This is a genomic window from Rhodococcus sp. HNM0569 (assembly GCF_012726205.1).
Lineage (GTDB): Bacteria > Actinomycetota > Actinomycetes > Mycobacteriales > Mycobacteriaceae > Rhodococcus_F.
This window is the reverse complement of sequence record NZ_JAASAE010000001.1, coordinates 1-21,192: the sequence shown is the minus strand read 5'-3', so window position 1 is coordinate 21,192 and position 21,192 is coordinate 1. Positions and strand designations below refer to the sequence as shown.

Annotated in this window: 20 protein-coding genes; 11 read left to right on the top strand and 9 right to left on the bottom strand. The window is 70.6% G+C overall.

Features of this window, described 5'->3' with window-relative positions:
- Positions 1-10 precede the first annotated feature (10 nt).
- From fabG1 to HCA44_RS00090, 3 genes are read left to right on the top strand one after another with little or no spacing between them, the layout of a single operon-like run.
- Positions 11-775: a 3-oxoacyl-ACP reductase FabG1 gene (gene fabG1 / locus HCA44_RS00100; RefSeq protein WP_169646516.1), complete on the top strand. Its 765-nt coding sequence runs from the start codon at positions 11-13 to the stop codon at positions 773-775.
- A gap of 46 nt (positions 776-821) precedes the next feature.
- Complete coding sequence (gene inhA / locus HCA44_RS00095; protein ID WP_169646515.1) at positions 822-1,655, top strand: NADH-dependent enoyl-ACP reductase InhA; 834 nt, start codon at positions 822-824, stop codon at positions 1,653-1,655.
- Positions 1,656-1,662: 7 nt separating this feature from the next.
- Entirely contained in the window at positions 1,663-2,751 is a 1,089-nt protein-coding gene (locus tag HCA44_RS00090; RefSeq protein ID WP_169646514.1) for a ferrochelatase, read from the top strand.
- A gap of 40 nt (positions 2,752-2,791) precedes the next feature.
- On the opposite strand, the gene HCA44_RS00085 is transcribed toward HCA44_RS00090, so the two are convergent.
- On the bottom strand, positions 2,792-3,616 hold the full coding sequence (locus tag HCA44_RS00085) for a hypothetical protein (protein WP_169646513.1): 825 nt from the start codon (positions 3,614-3,616) through the stop codon (positions 2,792-2,794).
- A 66-nt stretch (positions 3,617-3,682) separates the two neighbouring features.
- Between HCA44_RS00085 and HCA44_RS00080 the strand changes: the two genes are divergently transcribed.
- The 4 genes from HCA44_RS00080 (at position 3,683) to HCA44_RS00065 (ending at position 7,084) form a co-directional block, all read left to right on the top strand.
- A complete protein-coding gene (locus HCA44_RS00080) occupies positions 3,683-4,522 on the top strand; it encodes a DUF3097 domain-containing protein (protein WP_346764497.1) in 840 nt (279 codons plus the stop codon).
- Positions 4,523-4,555: 33 nt separating this feature from the next.
- The gene (locus tag HCA44_RS00075) at positions 4,556-4,987 is read left to right on the top strand and encodes an NfeD family protein (RefSeq protein WP_169646511.1); all 432 of its coding nucleotides are present in this window, start codon (positions 4,556-4,558) and stop codon (positions 4,985-4,987) included.
- A gap of 35 nt (positions 4,988-5,022) precedes the next feature.
- Positions 5,023-6,243: an SPFH domain-containing protein gene (locus tag HCA44_RS00070; RefSeq protein WP_169646510.1), complete on the top strand. Its 1,221-nt coding sequence runs from the start codon at positions 5,023-5,025 to the stop codon at positions 6,241-6,243.
- Between the two features lie 103 nt (positions 6,244-6,346).
- Complete coding sequence (locus tag HCA44_RS00065) at positions 6,347-7,084, top strand: polyprenol monophosphomannose synthase (protein WP_169646509.1); 738 nt, start codon at positions 6,347-6,349, stop codon at positions 7,082-7,084.
- Positions 7,085-7,119: 35 nt separating this feature from the next.
- On the opposite strand, the gene HCA44_RS00060 is transcribed toward HCA44_RS00065, so the two are convergent.
- From HCA44_RS00060 to HCA44_RS00050, 3 genes are read right to left on the bottom strand one after another with little or no spacing between them, the layout of a single operon-like run.
- The gene (locus HCA44_RS00060) at positions 7,120-7,647 is read right to left on the bottom strand and encodes a hypothetical protein (protein ID WP_169646508.1); all 528 of its coding nucleotides are present in this window, start codon (positions 7,645-7,647) and stop codon (positions 7,120-7,122) included.
- The gene (locus tag HCA44_RS00055) at positions 7,644-8,231 is read right to left on the bottom strand and encodes a hypothetical protein (RefSeq protein ID WP_169646507.1); all 588 of its coding nucleotides are present in this window, start codon (positions 8,229-8,231) and stop codon (positions 7,644-7,646) included. The genes HCA44_RS00060 and HCA44_RS00055 overlap by 4 nt, the downstream gene beginning before the upstream one ends.
- Positions 8,232-8,290: 59 nt before the next feature.
- Entirely contained in the window at positions 8,291-8,959 is a 669-nt protein-coding gene (locus HCA44_RS00050) for a TVP38/TMEM64 family protein (RefSeq protein WP_346764528.1), read from the bottom strand.
- A gap of 257 nt (positions 8,960-9,216) precedes the next feature.
- On the opposite strand from HCA44_RS00050, the gene mutA reads away from it, so the two are divergent.
- From mutA to meaB, 3 genes are read left to right on the top strand one after another with little or no spacing between them, the layout of a single operon-like run.
- A complete protein-coding gene (mutA, locus tag HCA44_RS00045) occupies positions 9,217-11,133 on the top strand; it encodes a methylmalonyl-CoA mutase small subunit (RefSeq protein WP_169646506.1) in 1,917 nt (638 codons plus the stop codon).
- Positions 11,130-13,382: a methylmalonyl-CoA mutase gene (gene scpA, locus HCA44_RS00040; RefSeq protein WP_169646505.1), complete on the top strand. Its 2,253-nt coding sequence runs from the start codon at positions 11,130-11,132 to the stop codon at positions 13,380-13,382. Before mutA ends, scpA begins: the two co-directional genes overlap by 4 nt.
- The gene (gene meaB, locus HCA44_RS00035; protein ID WP_169646504.1) at positions 13,382-14,395 is read left to right on the top strand and encodes a methylmalonyl Co-A mutase-associated GTPase MeaB; all 1,014 of its coding nucleotides are present in this window, start codon (positions 13,382-13,384) and stop codon (positions 14,393-14,395) included. The genes scpA and meaB overlap by 1 nt, the downstream gene beginning before the upstream one ends.
- Positions 14,396-14,428: 33 nt before the next feature.
- Here the strand turns inward: meaB and HCA44_RS00030 are convergent, their stop codons facing one another.
- Complete coding sequence (locus tag HCA44_RS00030; RefSeq protein ID WP_169646503.1) at positions 14,429-15,478, bottom strand: nucleoside hydrolase; 1,050 nt, start codon at positions 15,476-15,478, stop codon at positions 14,429-14,431.
- 124 nt (positions 15,479-15,602) lie between these two features.
- On the opposite strand from HCA44_RS00030, the gene HCA44_RS00025 reads away from it, so the two are divergent.
- A complete protein-coding gene (locus HCA44_RS00025; RefSeq protein ID WP_346764496.1) occupies positions 15,603-16,313 on the top strand; it encodes a lysoplasmalogenase in 711 nt (236 codons plus the stop codon).
- On the opposite strand, the gene HCA44_RS00020 is transcribed toward HCA44_RS00025, so the two are convergent.
- The 4 genes from HCA44_RS00020 to HCA44_RS00005 form a co-directional block, all read right to left on the bottom strand.
- The gene (locus HCA44_RS00020) at positions 16,277-17,170 is read right to left on the bottom strand and encodes a 3-methyladenine DNA glycosylase (protein ID WP_346764495.1); all 894 of its coding nucleotides are present in this window, start codon (positions 17,168-17,170) and stop codon (positions 16,277-16,279) included. The genes HCA44_RS00025 and HCA44_RS00020 overlap by 37 nt on opposite strands.
- Positions 17,167-18,258 carry a hemolysin family protein gene (locus HCA44_RS00015; protein ID WP_169646501.1) on the bottom strand — a complete coding sequence of 364 codons (1,092 nt, stop codon included), beginning with the start codon at positions 18,256-18,258 and terminating at the stop codon, positions 17,167-17,169. The genes HCA44_RS00020 and HCA44_RS00015 overlap by 4 nt, the downstream gene beginning before the upstream one ends.
- The gene (locus tag HCA44_RS00010) at positions 18,255-19,604 is read right to left on the bottom strand and encodes a hemolysin family protein (protein WP_169646500.1); all 1,350 of its coding nucleotides are present in this window, start codon (positions 19,602-19,604) and stop codon (positions 18,255-18,257) included. Before HCA44_RS00010 ends, HCA44_RS00015 begins: the two co-directional genes overlap by 4 nt.
- Positions 19,605-19,998: 394 nt before the next feature.
- Positions 19,999-21,192 (bottom strand): GuaB1 family IMP dehydrogenase-related protein (locus HCA44_RS00005; RefSeq protein WP_169646499.1); only part of this gene is annotated, 1,194 nt, incomplete at its 5' end.

Below are 21,192 nucleotides of genomic sequence, written 5' to 3'. Positions count from 1 at the left end.
GTTGGTCGCCATGTCTAACACCTCTGCTCCCGACAGCGACGCCTCGGTGCCGGCCGCACGTCCCGCCGCCACCCCACGATCGGTTCTCGTCACGGGCGGCAACCGCGGTATCGGACTCGCCGTGGCCCAGCGCCTCGCGGCGGACGGACACAAGGTCGCGGTCACGCACCGTGGATCGGGCGCACCCGAGGGTCTGCTCGGTGTGCAGTGCGATGTCACCGACGCCGACTCGATCGACCGGGCGTTCACCGAGGTCGAACAGCAGCAGGGGCCGGTCGAGGTGCTCGTCGCGAATGCGGGTGTCACCGACGACACGCTGCTCATGCGCATGACCGAGGATCAGTTCACCCGCGTCGTCGACGCGAACCTCACCGGCGCCTTCCGGTGTGCCAAGCGCGCCAACCGGGCGATGCTGCGCGGTCGTTGGGGCCGGATGATCTTCCTCGGCTCGGTCGTCGGGCTCGCCGGGCAGGCCGGTCAGATCAACTACGCGGCGTCGAAGGCGGGCGTGATCGGTCTGGCGCGTTCGGTCACCCGCGAACTCGGGTCGCGGTCGATCACCGCGAACGTGGTGGCGCCCGGCTTCATCGAGACCGACATGACGGCCGAGCTGTCCGACGACCTGCGCGACATGGCGAAGAAGTTCATTCCGTTGCAGCGGCTCGGCAAGCCGGAGGACGTGGCCGCGGTCGTGAGCTTCCTGGCCTCGGACGACTCCGCCTACGTGTCCGGCGCGGTCATCCCGGTCGACGGCGGCATGGGCATGGGCCACTAGTCCGGAACCCGCTTCCCTTCCACTCGATTCTTCAGGAGCACAACACATGGGCGGACTGCTCGAAGGCAAGACCATCCTCGTCACGGGGATCATCACCGACGCGTCGATCGCGTTCCACGCGGCGGCCAAGGCGCAGGAGCAGGGCGCGAAGGTCGTCATCACCGGAATCCCGGAGCGGTTGCGACTGATCGACCGCATCGCGAAGCGTCTGCCGCAGGAGGTGCCGCCCGCGATCGGCCTCGACATCACGAGCGAGGACGACCTCGCGAGCCTCGCCGAGCGTGTGCGCGAACACGCGCCGGAGGGCATCGACGGCGTACTGCACTCGATCGCGTTCGCGCCCAAGACACTGATGGGCCCCGATGCGAAGCCGTTCCTCGACGGCCCGGGCCCGGACGCCGCGAAGGCGTTCGAGATCTCCGCGTGGAGCTATGCGTCGCTCGCCCGCGCGGTGCTGCCCGTCATGAACGAGGGCGGTTCGATCGTCGGCATGGATTTCGACCCGCGGACCGCGATGCCGTACTACAACTGGATGGGTGTCGCCAAGGCAGCACTCGAGTCCGTCAACCGATACGTCGCGCGCGAAGTCGGCGAGGCGAAGCGGATCCGATCGAATCTCGTTGCGGCGGGCCCGATCAAGACGCTCGCGGCCAAGGCCATCGCGGGCACCGCGACCGACGACGCGGCCAAGATGAACCAGCTCAACGTGTACTGGGACGGTGCGTCGCCCATCGGCTGGAACTACGAGGACCCCACCGCGGTCGCGAAGTCGATCGTCGCGCTGCTGTCCGACTGGCTGCCCGCGACGACCGGCTCGATCGTGTACGTCGACGGCGGCGCGAGCCACAACACGTGGCTGCCCGAGAACTTCGCGATGTAGGGACGCCATGAACCACCCGCAGCCCGCCCCGTCCGAGCACGGAGAACCGCCTTTCGACGCACTGCTCGTGCTGTCGTTCGGCGGTCCCGAGCGGCCCGAGGACGTGCGGCCGTTCCTCGAGAACGTCACACGGGGGCGGGGTGTGCCGCCCGAACGCCTCGACGCCGTGGTCGAGCACTATCTGCATTTCGGCGGTGTGTCGCCCATCAACGAACTCAACCGCGACATCATCGCCCGACTGCGGCACGATCTCGCGGCCACGGGCGTCGATCTGCCGGTGTACTTCGGCAATCGAAACTGGCACCCGATGGCCGAGGCGACCGTCGAGCGCATGCGCGAGGACGGCGTCACGAACGCGCTCGTGTTCGCCACCTCGGCGTGGGCAGGGTATTCGGGGTGCCGTCAGTACCACGAGGACATCGAACGGGCGCGTGCAGCGGTCGGCGAGGGCGCACCCCATCTGCGTAAGTTGCGGCAGTTCTACGACCACCCCCTGATGGTCGCGGCGTTCGCGGACGCCGTCCGCGGCGCTGCGGCACGCTTGCCGGACGAGACACGCGAGGGTGCGCGCCTCGTCTTCACGGCCCACTCGGTGCCGACGGCCGCCGACGCGAACGCCGGCCCCGCCGCCGCCGGAGGTCGGCTCTACAGCAGGCAGGTCGCCGAGGCGGCACGGCTCGTCGCCGCCGAGGCAGGCGCCGACGACTACGACCTGGTGTGGCAGTCGCGGTCGGGCCCGCCGCATGTGCCGTGGCTCGAGCCCGACATCGTCGACCACATCGACGTGCTCGCCGAGCGGGGCGTGCCCGCGGTGATCGTGTGTCCTGTCGGTTTCGTGTCCGACCATCTCGAGGTCGTGTGGGATCTCGACACCGAAGCGGTCGACGCCGCCCGCCGCCACGGGATGGACTTCGTGCGTGCCGCCACGCCGGGCACCGATCCGCGCTTCACCCGGATGATCGTCGAGCTCGTCGCGGAGGTGCGCGACGGCGTACCGGCGCGGCGGCTCGGCATCGAACCGCTGTGGGGCGCGGCGACGGACGGGCGCCCGTGCGCCGACCAGTGTTGCCTCCCGGTGCGCCGGCCCGGCCGCTGAGCGAGCTGCGCCTGTCGTTGCTGCGCCGGAGGCGTATTCGTCACCGTGCGGGAAACACCCGCGAGTCCGCGTTGATCGCTGCGGCGCGAGCGGTGCGCACCGCGGTGCGCAGCGGACGCAGTTGACGTTCGAGCGCGACTGCCGAGGCGTTGTCCACCGGGCCCGCGAGGTCGCGCGCCGCAGTGAGGATCGCGTCGACGTGGTCGGCGGAGTCGAGAATGCGCAGTGCGCGGGGCGGCAGTGAGTCCGGATAGGTGTGCGCCGCAGCCGAGGAGAGGGCGTCCGCGACCGCGCGCTGCGCCGCCGTGGCGGATCCGGCCACGAGTGAGAGTTCGGAGACCGCGGCGGCCGCATCGCGGACTGCCTCGCGCATCGCGAGTTCGGCCTCACCCAAGCCGGTCGCGTGATAGCCGAGCGGGATCTCCGGTACGTCGTGCACCGTCCAGCGCACCACGTCCGGTCCCTCGACGGTGGCGACGACACCGATGCCGGGGTGGCCCGGCGGTCCGACCGACACGCCGCCGCCGGCGTCGAGGGCCGCGGCCGCGAATTCGGTACCCGCGGGCAGCCCACGCACATCGCCCGCCGCGGGGAGTACGAGCAGGACCTCTGCGTCGGCACCGCCGGCACCCGCGTCCGCACGGCCCGTCGCCGCGCGCCGTAGAGCCTGCAGCAGCGCGGTCGGTCCCGGGTCGGCAGGCTCGGGGTAGGGCAGCCCGGCACGCCCGGCGGAGACCGCGTCGTGGGCGAACACGAGATGCATCGGCGCCCACCGGAGGAGGGCGTCGACGAGGTCGTCGGGCGCGCTCGCGCCACGCAGCCAGGAGCCCGCCCAGGCGGCGAGCGTGGTACTTGCAGAGGTCACGACAATCCAGCATATGTCGGCGTGCCGCGCACCGCCCACGTCGTGCGTCGCCTAGCGTCGGACGCCGTGAACAGGTACGGCGACATCTTCTCGGGACACCCACGCACGCGCAGGAAGGCGGTACCGACGGTCGTCGCCGAACGTGATCTCGTCGTCGAGGATGCGGCCGACGGGTTCTGCGGCGCCGTCGTCGGCTTCGAACGCACCTACGACGGCGAGTTCGTGCGGCTCGAGGACGCGAAGGGGCGCACCCGGCTGTTCGCGATGCGGGAGGCGGCGTTCCTGGTGGACGGAAAGCCGGTGACCCTGGTGCGGGCCGCACCGTCGTCTTCTGTGCGTCCCGCGCGCAGCGCGTCCGGCTCCACGAAGGTCGAGGGCCTGCGCGCGCGGACGGCACGCGCGAGCCGGATCTGGGTCGAGGGCGTGCACGACGCGGCGCTCGTCGAACGGGTGTGGGGGCACGATCTCCGGGTCGAGGGTGTCGTGGTCGAGCAGCTGGAGGGTCTCGACAATCTCGGCGCGCGGCTCGCGGAGTTCGGTCCCGGCCCGGGCAGGCGTGTCGGAGTGCTCGTCGATCATCTCGTCGACGGATCCAAGGAGAGTCGTCTGACCACCGGCCTCGGGCCGCACGTCCTGGTCACCGGGCATCCGTACATCGACGTATGGCAGGCAGTGCGGCCGGATACGGTCGGTATCGCCGCGTGGCCCGACGTTCCTCGCGGCGAGGACTGGAAGACCGGGGTGTGTGCGCGGCTCGGGTGGGGCACGCCGCAGGACGGTTGGCGCCGCGTGTACGGCGCGGTGTCCGGTTTCCGCGATCTCGAGGCGCCATTGCTCGGTGCGGTGGAGCGGCTGGTCGACTTCGTCACGGAAGATCCGGACCAAGCGCCCGTATCGGGCGTGTGACCGACGTCTCGACGTGTCTGGTTAGATGGAGACGTGGCTGCTCTGATCTGGCTTGTAGCGAGTGTGCTGCTCGCCGGGGCCGAGGCGCTCACCGGCGAGCTGTTCTTGCTCATGCTCGCGGGAGGCGCGCTCGCGACCGCGGGGTTCAGCGCGCTGACGGATTTCCCGGTGTGGCTCGACGCGGTCGTCTTCGGCGTGGTGTCGATTGCACTCATCGTGGGCGTGCGGCCCACATTGATGCGCCGGTTCGCGACGCCGCCGCCCACCCCGACCGGCATCGATGCGCTGCCGGGCAGGCAGGCGCTCGTACTCGAGGACGTGGGGGAGCACTCGGGGCGGGTCAAGCTCGCGGGTGACGAGTGGACGGCCCGTCCGCTCGACACCACCGAGGTGTATCCCGCGGGCACCACAGTCACAGTGATGGAGATCGACGGTGCGACCGCCGTCGTCTGGAGGGGACCGTAGGTGCCGGCGTGACCGGCATCGGGAGGAGACAGTAGATGGCTGCATTGATCGCCTTGGTCGTGATCGTGCTGTTCGTGGTGGTGCTCGTCGCGAAGTCGGTGGCCCTGGTGCCGCAAGCCGATGCCGCGGTGATCGAGCGACTCGGCCGGTACCAGCGCACGGTGTCGGGTCAGTTGACCTTTCTCGTGCCGTTCATCGACCGCATCCGCGCGAAGGTGGACCTGCGCGAACGCGTCGTGTCGTTCCCGCCGCAGCCGGTCATCACCGAGGACAACCTGACGCTGAGCATCGACACGGTCGTCTACTTCCAGGTGACCAATCCGCAGGCTGCGGTGTACGAGATCAACAACTACATCGTCGGTGTCGAACAACTCACCACCACGACGCTGCGCAATGTGGTCGGCGGTATGACGCTCGAACAGACCCTCACGTCACGCGACTCGATCAACCGTCAGTTGCGCGGGGTGCTCGACGAAGCCACCGGACGGTGGGGTCTGCGGGTGGCCCGCGTCGAACTCAAGAGCATCGATCCGCCGCCGTCGATTCAGGAGTCGATGGAGAAGCAGATGAAGGCCGACCGCGAGAAGCGGGCGATGATCCTCACTGCGGAGGGCAACCGTGAATCGGCCGTCAAGACGGCCGAGGGGGCGAAGCAGGCGGCGATCCTCGACGCCGAAGGTGCGAAGCAGGCGGCGATCCTCGACGCGGAGGGTGAGCGGCAGGCGCGCATTCTCCGTGCCCAGGGTGATCGTGCTGCGAAGTACCTCGAGGCACAGGGCGAGGCGAAGTCGATCGAGAAGGTGTTCGCGGCCATCAAGGCGGGCAAGCCCACACCCGAGGTGCTCGCCTACCAGTACCTGCAGACGCTGCCGGAGATGGCTCAGGGAGACGCGAACAAGACGTGGATCGTGCCGAGCCAGTTCGGCGATGCACTCGAGACCTTCGCCCGCAAGCTCGGCACCCCGGGCGAGGACGGCGTGTTCCGGTTCGAGCCGTCGCCGCACGACGACACCGAGTCGAAGCCGGCCGAGGACTCGGACGACGTGTCCGAGTGGTTCGAGACGAAGTCCGATCCCGCGATCATGAAGGCGGTGCGTCAGGCCGAGGTCGAGGCGCGCAAGCCGGTCGACGATCCCACCCAGGCGGGCCTGCTCCGCTCGCGTGGACGCGGCGAAGGGGACGGTGCGGACGCCGCGGCCGAACTCCAGGCGGGCGAGGTGCCGCCCGAGCCGCCCACCGGGCCGGAAGGCGCCTGACCCCGATCGGGTACCGTCGCTGGCGCACGTCGTGCGTTCGGCGGCGGTGGGTGGTGCCCGGTGAGTGGGGACCCGAGGTACACGAAGGTGGGGCAGGGGAGCAGTGAGCGAAGCGAGCCAGAAGGTGACCGTCGTCGTCCCGACGTACGACGAGCGCGACAACCTGCCCAAGCTGGTCGACCAGCTCGCGGCGCAGGGAATCGACGGTCTGCACGTGCTCGTGGTCGACGACAACTCGCCCGACGGCACGGGTGAGGTCGCGGAGAAGCTCGCGGTCGACGGCCCGGTGCCGCTGTCGGTGCTGCACCGCACCGCGAAGAACGGCCTCGGCCGCGCCTATGTCGACGGCATGACCCGCGCCCTCGACGAGGGGGCGGACGTCGTGATCCAGATGGACGCCGACCTCTCTCACCCCGCGGAGGCGATCCGCGACATGCTCGACGTGCTCGCACACACCGATGCGGCCGTCGTGCTCGGTTCGCGCTATGTGCCGGGCGGTGCGACGGCGAGCGACTGGCCGTGGCACCGCAAGGCGCTGTCGGCCTTCGCCAACCGATACGTCAACACGATCCTGCGACTCGGCGTCAAGGACGCGACGGCCGGATTCAAGGCGTGGCGTGCGTCGACGCTGCGGGCGATCGACGTCGCGTCGGTCGAGTCGAACGGTTACTCGTTCCAGGTGGAGATGAACTACCGCGTCACCGAGCGCGGCATGCGCATCGCCGAGGTGCCGATCCGCTTCGAGGAGCGCAGTGAGGGCGTGTCGAAGATGAGCTTCGCGGTGCAGCTCGAATCTGCGCTCGTGCCGTGGCGGCTGCGGTTTGCGAAGAGCCGCCGCTGACGCACGCCCCCGGCCGGTCCTCCCGGCTCAGCTGCTCAGATCAGCAGGCCGCGGCCGATTCCTGCCACCGCGAGTGCCCACAGCACGCTCGTGAAGGTGCCGATGATGAACTGTTCCGATGCGACGAACTGTCGGTCCTCGTTGGGCACCCGCAGTTCGGGATAGCGGGCGAGGCCTTTCACGGCGAGCACGATCGCGATGCCTTCGGGCCACCCGCTCAGCACGGCCGCGGCCACCGCGGCGCGCTCGAGCCAGCCGATCACCCGTCCGCCGCGCAGCGGTCCGGGCTCGGTGAGCGGCCCGGCGTCGGGCTGACGGCGTGCGAACCGGAAGACCGCGATGACGAGCGGCCCGCCGCCTGCTGCTGCGGCGAGCACCGTGAGGACGAATGTCGCGGCCAGCGCTACTCCGTGCACGGGGGCGACGCGGCCGGACGCGGCCCACGCCACGAGCAGGGCGACGGCCGACAGGGCTCCGGCCGCCCATGCAGGCACGCGGCGGACGAGCGCGAGCGGCGCGGCGGCAGCGGCGACGGCGAGGGCGATCAGCGTCAGCGCGGTCACGTGTCGGCATCCTCCAGGAGTCGTTCGGCGAGGGTGCGGCCCGCCGCCTCGAGCGACCAGCCTGCGGTCTGCAACCGCTGCGAGACCGCCTGTTTGCTGATGCCGAGCCGCCGGGCGGTCTCGGCCTGACTGTGGCCGGCCCGCTGATGGGCTACGGCCTCGTGGCCTTCGGGACTGCGCCGCGCGACGAGGGAGGCGACGAGTGCGAGTGCGATGTCGGCGTTCTCGGCGGCGGCAGCGGCGGCATCGGAGCCGGCAACTGCGATGCGGCCCGGTGCGTGTTTGGCGCGTTCGACGGCCACGCGTGCGGATTCGAAGGCAGGTCCGCGGCCTGCGCGTGTCTCGCGGGGAAGTGGGGTCTCGACCGTTCCGATTCCGATGCCGACACTCCATCGGCCGAGTTCGACGCACGCGAGTGCGACGTCGACCACGACGCCCGCATCGTCGAGGACGCCCTGGAGTTCGTCGCCCGCTGTGCGCATGAACGGCCGGACGGTGGGGACGTCGCGCAGTCGGTCCAGTGCCGAGCCCACGCGGTCGACATCGCGGCGGCTGCCGCGCTGGTCGATCGTGAGGACGAACACCCGTCAAGACTAGAAGGGTGACTGCGGCATATCAAGGAATGAAGCTTGATTTTAGGAAATCAAGGCTGTGAGCTTGATTCGATGCTGTCGGGATTCGTTGTCGTGCGGCCGCGACGGGCATCCAGTAACAGTCCCGCGATGCCGAGTGCGACGCAGGCCGCCGACACCACCACGAGGCGCGGATCCGTGCCGCCTGTGAGGGCATCGCCGAGAACGACCACCGCCACGGTGCCAGGCAGGATCCCGACGATCGTGGCGAGCGTGTAGGGCAGCGCACGGATCGACGACACCCCGCACACGTAGTTGACCACCGAGAACGGCGCGAACGCGATCAGCCGCAGTGACCCCACCGCGAGCCACCCGCTCGCCGCGACGCGTTCGTCGACACGACGGATCGCGGGATGCGAGATGTGCTGCCACACGAGATCGCGGCCGATCCATCGCACACCCCCGAACGCGACGAGCGCGCTCACCGTGCTGGCGGCGACCGCGAGCGTGATCCCGGTGAACGGGCCGAACAGCAGACCGGCGCACAAGGTGAACACCGTGCGCGGCACCGGAGCGACCGTGACCAGAGCATGCAGGACGAAGAACGCCAGCGGCAGTGCCGCACCCGCCGACTCGGACCATTCCCGCACCGCCGACACCGACGGGTGCGGCGCGAGCAGTGCGATCGCGACGAGAGCCGCCGCGAGGGCACCCGCCGTCACGACGCGGCGGTCGCGCACCGCGAGCACGCGCGCACCGAGGGTGCGTAGTCGACTGATCACGAACGTCGAGGTTACCGTCCGGCGGTCGGCGGATCCCACGGTGGAAACGTGTGGCGGGCGGCGAACCCGGACGGTCGCTCGGCGGGGGCACGAAGGGGACGTCGACAGCAGTGTGAACCGGGCCTCATGATAGGCATATCCGTGATGCGCACAGCATCACGAGCGAGGCGCCGACCGGTGTCGGCGTCGCCTTTACCCGAGAGGAAGTCGCTACGGTGTCACAAGCTCCCGCCGCCGGGGACACCGCCTACGAGGCGTGGCAGAGATCTGTCGCCGGCGTACTCGCGAAGGCGCGTCGGGTCGACGCGGACGAACTGGGCCCGCAGCCGCAGTCGCTGCTCGACACGACGACCTACGACGGCGTCGTCGTGCGGCCGTTGTACTCGACGCGCGACGAACGCCCCGAACTGCCGCTGCCCGGCACCTACCCCTACACGCGCGGCGGCGACGCCCTCCGTGACGTCAACACGGGGTGGCAGGTCGCGGCACAGTTCGACGGCGACGACGCCGCGAAGGTCGGCGACGAGATCCTCGCGGGTCTCGAGAACGGTGTGAGCGCGATCTGGCTGCGGGTTCGCGAAGGCGGCATCACGCCGCAGGGCCTCGCCCGCGCTCTCGAAGACGTCCTGCTCGACCTCGCGCCCGTCGCGCTCGACGCGGGTGACGAGGTCTACGGCGCCGCGCATGCGCTTCTCGCGCTGCTCGATTCGCGTGCCGCCTCCACCGCCGACCGCGGCGCCGTGCACGTGCACTTCGGTACCTCCCCACTCACCAGCCGGTTCGCGGGTCGTCCGGACGCGGAACCGGCCACCGCCTTCGATCTCGCGGAGATTGCCGCGGCACGACCCGAGACCGTGCGCGCGTTCACCGTCGACGGCACCGCGTTCCACGACGCGGGAGCATCCGACGCGGAAGAGCTCGGTGCGGCGGTCGCCGCGGGCCTCGAGTACCTGCGCGGGCTGCTCTCGCGTTCGCTCACCGTCGAACAGGCGCTGGGACAGGTCACCTTCCGCTTCGCCGTCACCGACGACCAGTTCCAGTCGATCGGGAAGCTGCGCGCCGGCCGTCGGCTGTGGGCGCGCGTCGCGCAGGTGTGCGGCGCGCCCGATGCCGGCCGCGCGCACCAGCACGCGGTCACGTCCGCCGCGATGATGGCGCAGCGCGACCCGTGGGTGAACATGCTGCGCACCACGCTCGCCGCGTTCGGTGCGGGCATCGGCGGTGCCGATTCCGTCACGGTACGGCCGTTCGACTACGCCTTGCCGGCCGACGCGCGCACCACCTCGCCCACCTTCTCGGCTCGTATCGCCCGCAACACCCAGCTGCTGCTGCTCGAGGAGTCGAACCTCGGCCGAGTCCTCGATCCGGCGGCCGGCTCGTGGTACGTCGAGGAGCTCACCGACGAGATCGCCGCGAAGGCATGGGAATTCGTGCAGGAGATCGAGCGTGCGGGCGGCTTCAGCGCGGCACTGGACTCCGGTCTCGTGCGCGAGCGGATCGACGCCACCCGCGTGCAGCGCGAGTCGGACATCGCGCACCGCCGCACTCCGGTCACGGGCGTCAACGAATTCCCCAACCTGGCGGAAGCCCCGATCCCTGCGGGGGAGACGGCCACCGACTCGGTCGCGCGGTACGCCGCGGGCTTCGAGGCGCTGCGCGACCGGTCCGACGCGGCCCTCGCCGCGCACGGCGCCCGGCCCGCCGCCGTCATGATCCCGCTCGGTCCGATCGCCGAGCACAACGTGCGCACCACGTTCACGGCGAACCTTCTCGCCTCGGGCGGCATCGAGACCGTCGATCCGGGGCCGCTCGCACTCGGCACCGGCGAGATCGCGCGCGCGGTCGAGTCGGCGGGCACCACGGTCGCCGTGGTCTGCGGCACCGACAAGCGGTACGCAGCGGAGGCATCCGCCGCGATCGACGAAGCCCGCGCCGCGGGCGCCACGACGGTGCTGCTCGCGGGCCCGGAGAAGGCCCTCGCCGACGCCGACGGTGCGCGCCCCGACGGCTACCTCACCGCCCGCATCGATGCGGTCGCGGCGTTGACCGACCTGCTCGACACCTTCGAGAACCCAGACACCCTCGAGAAGCGCTCAGGCAGCCTCGAGACGAACTTCGGGAGCAGCAAGTGACCACCCACGACGTGCACCACGTGATCGGCAGCTTCGCCGACGTGCCGTTGACCGATCCGGACACCCCCACGTCCGCCGCGCCCACCGCGGACGAGACGGAGGCGTTCGTCGAGCGCGGTGCGGAAGCCAACAACTACACGCGCGATCAGGTCGTCTGGTCCACGCCCGAGGGCATCGACGTCAAGCCGGTGTACACCAAGGCCGATCGCGACGCCGCGGTCGACGAGGGCTACCCGCTCGGCAGCTACCCGGGCGCGGCCCCCTTCCTGCGCGGGCCGTACCCCACGATGTACGTGAACCAGCCGTGGACCATCCGCCAGTACGCGGGCTTCTCCACCGCGGCCGAATCCAACGCCTTCTACCGCCGCAACCTCGCGGCAGGCCAGAAGGGCCTGTCGGTGGCCTTCGACCTCGCGACGCACCGCGGTTACGACTCGGACCATCCCCGTGTGCAGGGCGATGTCGGCATGGCGGGCGTCGCGATCGACTCGATCCTCGACATGCGGCAACTCTTCGACGGCATCGACCTGTCGTCGGTGTCGGTGTCGATGACGATGAACGGCGCGGTGCTGCCGATCCTCGCGCTGTACGTCGTCGCGGCGGAAGAGCAGGGAGTCACGCCCGAGCAGCTGGCCGGAACGATTCAGAACGACATTCTGAAGGAGTTCATGGTCCGCAACACCTACATCTATCCGCCGAAGCCGTCGATGCGGATCATCTCCGACATCTTCGCGTACACGAGCGCGAAGATGCCGCGATTCAACTCGATCTCCATCTCCGGGTACCACATCCAGGAGGCGGGGGCGACCGCGGACCTCGAGCTCGCGTACACGCTCGCCGACGGCATCGAGTACATCCGGGCCGGTCTCGACGCGGGCATGGACGTCGACAAGTTCGCGCCGCGCCTGTCGTTCTTCTGGGCGATCGGCATGAACTTCTACATGGAGGTCGCGAAGCTGCGCGCGGGCCGGCTGCTGTGGAACGAGCTGGTGAGCACGTTCGAGCCGAAGAACCCGAAATCTCTGTCGCTGCGCACCCACTCGCAGACGTCGGGCTGGTCGCTCACGGCGCAGGACGTGTTCAACAATGTCGCGCGCACGTGCATCGAAGCGATGGCCGCGACCCAGGGACACACCCAGTCGCTGCACACCAACGCGCTCGACGAGGCACTCGCGCTACCCACCGACTTCTCGGCCCGCATCGCCCGCAACACGCAGTTGCTGCTGCAGCAGGAGTCGGGCACGACGCGGCCGATCGACCCGTGGGGCGGCTCGTACTACGTCGAGTGGCTCACCCACGAGCTCGCCAAGCGCGCTCGCGCGCACATCGCCGAGGTCGAAGAGGCCGGCGGCATGGCGCAGGCGATCTCCGAGGGCATCCCGAAGCTGCGCATCGAGGAGGCCGCGGCCCGCACGCAGGCGCGCATCGACTCGGGCCGTCAGCCGGTCATCGGCGTCAACAAGTACCGGGTCGAAGAGAAGGACGACATCGAGGTTCTCAAGGTCGAGAACTCGCGCGTCCGCAAGGAACAGCTCGACAAGCTCGAAAGGCTGCGTGCCGAACGCGATTCCGAGGCAGTCGAGTCGGCGCTCGCGGCGCTCACCCGCGCCGCCGCGAGCAACGAGAGCGGCATGGAGAACAACCTCCTCGCGCTCGCGGTGGACGCGGCACGCGCGAAGGCCACCGTCGGCGAGATCTCGGATGCGCTGGAGAAGGTCTACGGGCGTCACCAGGCCGAGATCCGTACGATCAGCGGCGTGTACCGCGACGAGGCAGGCAAGTCCGACGACATCACGGATGCAAGCGATCTCGTCGACAAGTTCGCCGAGGCGGAAGGCCGTCGTCCGCGCGTGCTCATCGCCAAGATGGGCCAGGACGGGCACGACCGCGGGCAGAAGGTGATCGCCACCGCGTTCGCCGACCTCGGCTTCGACGTCGACGTCGGACCGCTGTTCCAGACTCCCGAGGAGGTCGCCGCGCAGGCGGCCGACAACGACGTGCACGTCGTCGGCGTGTCGTCGTTGGCCGCGGGTCACCTGACGCTGGTGCCCGCCTTGCGGGAGGCGCTCGCCGCGGTGGGCCGCCCCGACATCATGATCGTGGTCGGCGGTGTCATCCCGCCCGGCGATTTCGACGAGCTCTACGAGGCGGGTGCCGCCGCGATCTTCCCGCCCGGCACCGTCATCGCGGAGGCCGCCGTGGGACTGCTGCGCAATCTCGCCGAGCAGCTCGGGCACGATCTGTCCTGATGGCCGCCTCGACCCGCGTTCTGCCCGACGTCGACGCCCTCGCAAAGGCCGTGCGCGCCAACCAGCGCGCCGGCCTCGCGCGGGCGATCACCCTCGTCGAATCGACCCGCGACGACCACCGTGCGCTCGCGCAGCAGCTGCTGCTCGAGGTCCTTCCCGACGCGGGGGGCGCACATCGCGTCGGGATCACCGGTGTACCGGGCGTCGGCAAGTCCACCTTCATCGACGCGCTCGGCATGTACCTGCTCGAACGGGGACATCGCGTCGCGGTGCTCGCCGTCGACCCGTCCTCGACGCGCACGGGCGGTTCGATCCTCGGCGACAAGACGCGCATGGCGCGGCTGTCCACGCAGCCCGACGCGTACATCCGGCCGTCGCCCACCGCGGGCACGCTCGGCGGCGTCGCGAAGGCGACCCGGGAGACGATCGTGTTGCTCGAAGCCGCCGGCTTCGACGTGATCCTCGTCGAGACCGTCGGCGTCGGCCAGTCCGAGGTCACGGTCGCGAACATGGTGGACTGCTTCACCTTCCTCACCCTCGCGCGCACCGGCGACCAGTTGCAGGGCATCAAGAAGGGCGTGCTCGAGCTCGCGGATCTCGTCGCGGTCAACAAGGCCGACGGCAAACACGAGCGCGACGCGAAGAATGCCGCCCGCGAGCTGTCCGGCGCACTGCACATGATCTATCCGCACGACGCGGTGTGGACGCCGCCGGTCATCACGATGAGCGGGCTCGAAGGCAGCGGCCTCGACACATTCTGGGACACCGTGCAGCGGCACCGCGAGGTGCTCACGGAGGCAGGCGCATTCGCGGAGAACCGCCGCCGTCAGCAGGTCGACTGGATGTGGACGATGGTCCGCGACGGGGTGTTGCGCACGCTCGAACAGAACCCGGAGGTCACGGCGATCCGGGCGGACGTCGAGCAGCGGGTGCGCGACGGCTCGCTCACCGCAGCCCTCGCCGCCGAACGGATCCTCGGTGCGTTCGGCCTCGGGAGCGCCCGACCCGAGTGACGCCGGGCCGGTCGCACCGCACGGGTCCGCGTGTCACACCGGACAGGAGTCGGCGGCGAGGCCACCGATCCGGTCCACGAGCTCCTCGAACACCGCGACCGGATCGGTCGCGGTCACCACGTCGACGTTGAACGGTCTGCCCCAGTGGCCCACCCAGTCGGCCACCGTCATGCCGCGCGTGAGGGTGCCGGCGAGTTCGACGTCCACGGTCGCGGGCCGCACCGTCACCGGGACCCGGCCGAGCGCGACCGCCGCGGCGAACGGGTCGTGCATGTGTGCGAGATAGCCCTGATCGTGCGCGTGGTGGAACTCCATGTAGAAGCGCACCGCATCGGTGAGGTGCCGCACGACCGGATTCGATGCCCGCGAGCGCGCGGTTGCGAGATCGCCGGGCGAGAGCAGCTCGTCGGGGGTGCTACCCGCGCGGCGGCCGAGGGCACGCAGGTGCTCGGGGCGCATCTCGATCGTCTCGGTGACGTTCAGGCCGCACAACACCGGCCTGCGGCCGGGCGGCAGATCCGAGAACGCGTGCAGCACTTCACGTGCCGCCTCGGGATCGACCGCGATGTTCCACTCGGTCGTCGGCGTCGTGTTGCCGGGGTGGCCGAATGCGCCGCCCATCACGACGAGCCTGCCGAGCAGCCGCGGCAGATCGGGTTCGCGGCGGACCGCGAGGGCCAAGCTCGTCAGCGGCCCCGTCACGAGGCCGGTCACCTGGCCCGGCCGCGCGCGGACGGACTCGATCCACAGGTCGACGCCGTCGCGAGGCGAGACCGCGACGTCGCCCCGAGGAAGTTGCGCGTACCCGACTCCCTGCGGGCCGTGCGTGTCCTCGGTGGTGCGCAGCGGAATCGACAGCGGCGTCCGCGCGCCCACCGCGACCTCGATCCGCCGTGCGGAATGCTCGGGTGGCAGCAGCCCGAGCCATGCGGCGGTGTTACGCGCGACCTGCGCGGCAGCCACATTGCCCGCGGTCGCGACGATTCCGACCGGCTGCGCCTCCGGCGAGCCGAGCAGATACAGCAGCGCGAGCGAGTCGTCGATCCCGGTGTCGACGTCGAGCAGCACGGGGATTCTGTTCACGCGTGGCCGTCCCCGCGCACGAAGAGCGTCGGCTCGTGGCGGACCGGGACCGTCAGGGAGTGCGAGTGGGTCGGCACGGGTGTGTGTCTACCATGAGCGCATGTGGCGCGAGATCGTTCGGACCGTGACCCGCACGCGTGTCTCGCGCGCGGCGACAGGCACGTTCGTCGGAGTGGCCCTCGTGCATCTCGGTGCGCACGTCGCGGCCCTCGGCAGCGACGACGGATCCCTCGCGCGGCGCTGCGCCGACGGCTCGCAGTGGCTGCTCATGCCCGCGCTCGCCGCGGTGGTGGCATCGGCCACCGGCTCGCCCCGGTCGCGGCTCGTACGGGCGACGCTCGCGGCGCTCGCGCTGTCCTGGCTCGGCGACAGCGCACCCGACGTCGTGGGCGGGGACGCGGCTTTCCTCGTGATGATCGGGTTCTTCCTCCTCGCCCAGATCGCGTATGTCGTCGCCTTCGTGCCGTACCGGCAGGACAGCGTCGCGTACCGCAGTCGCGGGGCGCTCGCGGCCTACGTCCTCGCGGTCGCGGCGCTCGTGGCGGCGTGCGCACCCGGCGCCGGTGTCCTGCTGGCACCGGCACTCGTGTACGGAATCGTGTTGGGCGCGAGTGCGGTTCTCGCGACGGGCGTGAACGCCGTCGCGGGCTGGGGCGGTGCATTGTTCCTGGTGTCCGACGCGATGATCGCGCTCGGCGAGTTCACCGACTGGTTCGACTTCACCGGCCACGGGCTCGCGGTCATGGCGACCTACCTTGCGGGCCAGGCGCTCCTCGCCTGCGGTGTGTTGCGTCGCGATCAGTGCGACGAGGCGGCGTACGCGAGTACACGCTGACATTCCGCCGACAGGCGGCCCCGGAGCACTGCGCCGCGTTCGGCGAGCGCGAGCTGCTCCCGCGCGTAGTCGGCGCGGCCCCCCGGGGTCTCGACCGGGACGGGGGAGTAGCCGTACGCGCGCAGGTCGTACGGGCTCGCGCGCATGTCGAGCTCGCGCGCGTCGCGGGCATGCACGAAACAGTCGAGCACGAGCGTCGAGTCGATCAGCGGCACCAGCTTGTGGCTCCACTTGTACAGGTCCATGCCCGCGTGCAGGCAGCCCGGCTGCTCGTGGTCGATCTGCGCGCCCCGGGTGAGCTCGGTGCGATTGCGCGGGGCGGCGTCGGGAGTGAAGAAGCGGAAGGCGTCGTAGTGCGTGCACCGCAACGGCATCGACTCGACGACCGCGTCGGTGCCGGCGTCGCCGAGGCGGAGCGGCACGGACGAGTGCCGCACGCCTGTGCCCGCCCGGTACACCATCGCCCACTCGTGCAACCCGAAGCACCCGAGCTGCGGCGGACGCCCCGCCGTCGCCGCCAGCAGGTCCGCGACGAACGCGACAGTCGACCGCCGCTTACGCAGGATCGCGGCGCCGACGGACACCGCGTCGGCGCCGTCGTGCACACGCTCGTAGCCCGAGAATTCGAGGTACTCGGCGGCGTCGTCGAGCGCCGTCCCGACACCGGGGTGCCAGCGGCGCAGTTGTCCGGGCGAGAAGCTGTAGTAGGTGAACAGGAAGTCCTCGACGGGGTGCGTCTCACCTGCCGCCCGCCGAGCCCGGTGTGCGGCGGTCAGTTCGTCGGCCCGTTCCTCGTGCCGTGCGCGGGCCGCATGCCACTGCTCACGAGGTAGCACGCGTTCGGCCGGCACCGTCACCGCGGGCCGCCGCCCGGCCGCTCGTCGTCGACACGATGGGTGCCGTCCCGCACGGTGCCCACGTACTCCTCGACGAGATCCTCGAGCGCGACGATCCCGGTGACGGTGCCCGACGCGTCGACCGTCGCGCCGAGATGCGCGCCTGCCCGCCTCAGTACCGCGAGTGCCCCCGCGAGGGGAGTCGCCTCGGGCACCGCGGGCAGCCGGCGGATGTCGCCGCGGGGAATCACCGTGCCCGGACCCGCAGCGGCGTCGGCCACGAGGTCCAGCACGTCCTTCAGGTGCAGGTAGCCCGTGAGCGCGCCGTCGGCCGCGCGTACCGGATAGCGCGAGTACCCCGTCTCGACCACCGCTTCCTCGACGGCACCGAGGGTCGTTCCGCCGCGCGGCCCCGCCGCGACACTGCGCATCCGCTCGAGGGGGATGCGGACCTCCGCGACGGTGCGGTCGGCCGTCTCGAGTGCCTGCCGCAGCCGCCGATGCTCCTCCTCGTCCATCAGGCCCTCGGAGTGCGACTCACCGATCAGCTCCGACAACTCGACCGCCGAGACGGTGACCTCGAGTTCGTCCTTCGGCTCGATCCGCAGCAGCCGTAGCGTCCAGTTCGCGCACAGGTTGTAGAACGCGATGAGCGGGCGCGCGAGGCGGATGAACAGCAGGTGCGGCGGCACCAACAGCATCGCCGCGCGCTCGGGCCCCGCGAGGGCGATGTTCTTCGGCACCATCTCGCCGAGCACGATGTGCAGCACCACGACGATCGACATCGCGACCACGAATGCGACGGGATGCAGCATCGAATGCGGCAGGCCGACCAGGTCGAGCGGCGTCTCGAGCAGGTGCGCGATGGCCGGCTCGGCGACCTTGCCGAGCAGGATCGAGCAGATCGTGATGCCCAGCTGCGACCCGGCGAGCATGAGCGACAAATGCTCGCCTGCGTCGATGACGGTCGCGGCGCGCTTCTTACCCTGCGCGACGAGCGTCTCGAGCCGGTCGCGGCGGGCGGAGATGAGCGCGAACTCGGCGCCGACGAAGAACGCGTTGCCGAGCAGCAGGACGACGGTGAGCAGCACGCCGTACATGTCGTTCATCGGTCGCCCCCGTCGTCCGTCGCAGGCGCCGCAGGCACCGGCGTGAGGATCACGCGGTCGATGCGGCGTCCGTCCATGCGGGTGACCGTCGCCCGCCAGTTGCCCGAGTCGTCCGACGCCGGCAACTCGACCTGATCACCCTCGGCGGGGATGCGGTCGAGGCTCGCGAGCACGAGACCACCGAGCGTGTCGTAGTCGCCGTCGGGTGCGCTGTAGCCCGTCGCGTCCGCGACCTCGTCGATGCGGAGCAGGCCCGAGCACGACCAGCTGATGCCCACGCGCTGTACGTCGACCTCCGGCTCGTCGTGCTCGTCGCGCACGTCGCCCAGGATCTCCTCGATCAGGTCCTCCATCGTGACCATGCCCGCGGTGCCGCCGTACTCGTCGACCACGAGCGCCATCTGCATGCCGTCCGCGCGGATGCGCTCCATGAGCGCGTCGCCGTCGAGAGTCGACGGCACGACCGGCACCTTCTGCGCGATCGTGCGCACCGTCGTCGACGTCCGTTCGCCTGCCGGCACCGCGAACGCGTGCTTGATGTGGACGACTCCGAGGGTGTCGTCGAGATCGCCGTCGACCACCGGGAAACGCGAGTACCCGGTGCGCGACGCGCACGCGACGAGATCGGCGACGGTGTCGGTGGCCTCGAGCGTCTCCACCGTGACCCGCGGCGTCATGAGCTCTTCCGCCGTGCGCTCGCCGAACCGCAGCGACCGGTTGACCAGGAGCGCCGTGCCGGCGTCGAGCGCCCCCGCCTCCGCGGACGTGCTCACCAGCGAACCGATCTCCTGCAACGACCGGGCCGATCGCAGCTCGTCGGTCGGCTCGATACCGAGCCGGCGCACGAGCCGGTTGGCCGAGCCGTTGAGGCCGCGGATCGCCCAGCGCAGCACGAGCGAGAACGCCGCGAGCGGGCCGGCCGTGGCCCGGGCCGTCGCAAGGGGATGTGCGATCGCGAGGTTCTTCGGCACGAGTTCGCCGAACACCATCGAGAACGACGTCGCGAGAATCAGCGCGAGGACGAGGGACGTCGTCGACGAGACGCGGTCACTGGCACCGAGCGCGGACAGGATCGGTGACAGGAAGCGCGCGAGGACCGGCTCGGCGAGATAGCCGGTGACGAGCGTCGTGATGGTGATGCCCAGCTGCGCCCCGGACAGTTGGAACGACAGCGTGTGATGCGCGCGCTGCACCTGTCGCGCGCGCCGGTCGCCGTCACGGGCGTGGGAGTCGACGGTGCTGCGCTCGAGAGCGGTGAGGGAGAACTCGGCCGCGACGAACAGCGCGGTGCCCGCGGTGAGCGCGACGAACAGCACGAGGCTGAACACGGTGAGTGCGATGTCCACAGGTCACCGCCCCCGATGCAGGTGCGACAGGGGGACCGCGCGGACAGGGCGCGAGAAGAGGCCGCCGGGTTTGTCACCCGGCTCGGTAGAGGAACCCTCCGGGCTCGCGTCGGGCGGCGTGTCCGATGCGGGTGCGCCGACCGGCGGCACCGGCGACACGGGACGAGGAGAGGGGGACACGTCGTGCGTGTGCAGTGAGGGTGCCGCGGGCACCGGATTCCTTTCGTTCGACTCGCGGACCGGACCGGTGCGAGAAGCGGGAGCGTGACCGGTCCATGCTACCGGCGGGTCTCCGGTGGCCGCGATCGGTGCCCGGCATGTCCGGATCCGGAGTCGTCGCCGACTCCTGTGCGCGAAAAGGGAGTACGGGGACTCGCAGAGTGCGCACGGCGGGTCACCAGCCGGCGGGCAGCGGCCTTCCCTCCGCGAAGCCCGCCGCCGACTGGACCCCGACCACCGCGCGCTCGTGCAACTGCTCGATCGTGCGCGCCCCGGCGTAGGTGCACGTGCTGCGCACACCCGAGCAGATGTGGTCGATCAGGTCCTCGACGCCGGGCCGTTCCGGGTCGAGTCGCATCCGCGAGCTCGAGATGCCCTCCTCGAACAGCGCCTTTCGGGCCCGGTCGAATGCCGTGTTCGTCGACGTGCGGGCCGCGACCGCACGCTTGGACGCCATGCCGAAGCTTTCCTTGTACGCATTGCCGGCCTGGTCGACGAGCAGGTCGCCCGGCGACTCGTAGGTGCCGGCGAACCACGAGCCGATCATGACGTTCGACGCGCCCGCCGCGAGCGCGAGCGCGACGTCCCGCGGATGCCGCACACCGCCGTCGGCCCACACGTGGGCACCGAGATCGCGTGCCATCGCGGCGCATTCGCGCACCGCCGAGAACTGCGGCCGTCCGACACCGGTCATCATGCGCGTGGTGCACATCGCGCCCGGTCCGACGCCCACCTTCACGATGTCGGCCCCCGCCGCGATCAGATCCCGCGTGCCGGCCTCGCTCACGACATTGCCGGCCACGAGCGGCACGCCGAGATCGAGGGCGCGCACGGCGGACAGTGCGTCGATCATCTTCTGCTGGTGTCCGTGTGCGGTGTCGAGGACGAGGACGTCCGCGCCCGCGTCGACGAGATCCTTCGCCTTGGCGGCGACGTCGCCGTTGACGCCGACGGCGGCCGCGACGCGCAGCCGCCCGCGCGAGTCCACGGCGGGCCGGTAGATGTCGGCGCGCAGCGCGCCCGTGCGGGTGAGCACACCCGCGAGCGTGCCGTCGTCGTGCACGAGCACCGCGACGTCCTCGTGCTGGTGGTCGAGTAGATCGAACACGTCGCGCGGCGCGGTGGCGACGGGCGCGGTGACGAAGGTGGTGGCCATCACCTCACGCAGTCGCGTGAACCGGTCGACGTCCGCGCATCCCGCCTCGGTGACGATGCCGACCGCGCGGCCGTCCTCGACGACGACGACCGCACCGTGCGCACGCTTGGCGACGAGCGCGAGTGCGTCGGACACCGCGTCGTTCGGGCCGAGCGTGACCGGGGTGTCGGCGATCAGGTGGCGGCTCTTGACGAAGTCGACCGTCTCGGCGAC

Excerpts from the sequence above, each read along its gene's own strand:
- fabG1 (WP_169646516.1), top strand. The coding sequence starts at position 11 with ATGTCTAACACCTCTGCTCCCGACAGCGACGCCTCGGTGCCGGCCGCA.
- inhA (WP_169646515.1), top strand. The coding sequence starts at position 822 with ATGGGCGGACTGCTCGAAGGCAAGACCATCCTCGTCACGGGGATCATC.
- HCA44_RS00090 (WP_169646514.1), top strand. The coding sequence starts at position 1,663 with ATGAACCACCCGCAGCCCGCCCCGTCCGAGCACGGAGAACCGCCTTTC.
- HCA44_RS00070 (WP_169646510.1), top strand. The coding sequence starts at position 5,023 with ATGGCTGCATTGATCGCCTTGGTCGTGATCGTGCTGTTCGTGGTGGTG.
- meaB (WP_169646504.1), top strand. The coding sequence starts at position 13,382 with ATGGCCGCCTCGACCCGCGTTCTGCCCGACGTCGACGCCCTCGCAAAG.
- HCA44_RS00015 (WP_169646501.1), bottom strand. The coding sequence starts at position 18,258 with ATGAACGACATGTACGGCGTGCTGCTCACCGTCGTCCTGCTGCTCGGC.